The sequence below is a fragment of the Actinomycetospora sp. genome (assembly GCF_055612215.1).
This window is the reverse complement of sequence record NZ_JBVPVA010000849.1, coordinates 1-1,533: the sequence shown is the minus strand read 5'-3', so window position 1 is coordinate 1,533 and position 1,533 is coordinate 1. Positions and strand designations below refer to the sequence as shown.

1 protein-coding gene is annotated in these 1,533 nt (G+C 71.3%); it reads left to right on the top strand.

Annotated features, from left to right (window positions below):
* Positions 1-247: 247 nt before the first annotated feature.
* Positions 248-1,504 carry an IS110 family RNA-guided transposase gene (locus tag AC0CYZ_RS23175; protein ID WP_472219705.1) on the top strand — a complete coding sequence of 419 codons (1,257 nt, stop codon included), beginning with the start codon at positions 248-250 and terminating at the stop codon, positions 1,502-1,504.
* Positions 1,505-1,533 lie beyond the last annotated feature (29 nt).

Sequence of the window (1,533 nt, the reverse complement as noted above, 5' to 3'; positions counted from 1 at the left end):
CGGCCTAATGGGGCTTACCGGGGCTCCTCTGGGAGGCTCGGTGCCGGTAGCGGCCGGTGGGTCAGCACTCGCCTGGCCAGAGCGAGATCAGCTCTAGGCTGAGATCGTGCGCCCACCGGTCGTGAGCAGGCCGAATCGCTGATGGGATGTCGTGCCCCGGAGATCGCGGTGAGCACTGATCCATTAGGTCGCGACTGGTCTGCTCCGCGCTGCCGATCTCGAAGAAGGTGATCGGGAGGAGTCGGCGGTGACGGTGTTCGTGGGGAACGACTGGGCCGAGGACCACCATGATGTGGAAGTCCTCGACGAGACCGGGCGCCGACTGGCCCGGGCCCGTCTGCCCGAGGGCATGGCCGGGATGACCCGGCTGCACGAGCTGCTCGCCGAGCACCTCGGCCAGGACACGGTCGACGAGGAGACCGGGTCGCTGGCCGAGGGATCGGTGATCGTGGGGATCGAGACCGACCGCGGCCCGTGGGTCAGCGCGCTGGTCGCGGCCGGCTACCAGGTGTATGCGATCAACCCGCTGTCGGTGGCCCGGTATCGGGAGCGGCACTCCACGTCGGGAGCGAAGTCCGACCCCGGCGATGCGCACGTGCTCGCTGAGATCGTGCGTCTGGACCGGGCCCATCACCGCCCGGTCGCCGGGGACAGCGACCACGCCGAGGCGCTGAAGCTGGTGGCGCGTTCGCATCAGTCGTTGATCTGGGAACGGACCCGGCATCTGCAGCGGCTGCGCCAGGCGCTGAGGGAGTACTTCCCCGGGATGCTCGACGCGCTCTCGGCCGGGCGCCTCGAGCTCGCCGACCCCGACGCGCTCGAGCTCATCGAACGCGCCGGCGACCCCGACCGGGCTACGCGGTTGTCTCGGTCGAAGATCGCCGCGGTGCTCAAGCGCGCCCGTCGTCGGGACGTCGAGGCCCGGGCCGAGGCGATCCAGGCCGCGCTGCGGGCCCCGGCGCTGGGCCAGCCCGCCAGGGTCGGGGCCGCCTACGCGACCATCGCCGCCTCCCAGGTGCAGTTGATCTCCGCGCTGAACAGGCAGATCCCGGCGTTGGAGCAGGTGGTGGGGCAGGGTTTTTCCCAGCACCCGGACGCTGAGCTCTACCTCAGCCAACCGGGGCTGGGGCAGGTCCTGGGCGCCCGGGTGCTCGCCGAGTTCGGTGACGACCCCACCCGCTACCGCGACGCGAAAGCCCGCCGCAACTACGCCGGCACCTCCCCGATCACTCGGGCCTCCGGGCGCCGGCACCTCGTGCTGGCCCGCTACGCGCGCAACCGCCGCATCGCCGACGCGGTCCACCAGTGGGCGTTCTGCGCGTTGAGCGCCTCACCCGGCGCCCGGGCCTACTACGACGAACTCCGCGCCAAGAACGTCGGCCACCACGCCGCGCTACGCCAGCTCGGCAACCGCCTCGTCGGCATCCTGCACGGCTGCCTCAAGACCCGAACCCGCTACGACGAGACCACCGCCTGGGCCCACCGCACAGCCACCGCCGCTTGACCTCAAACGCCATGGGATGTCTCAGCCGC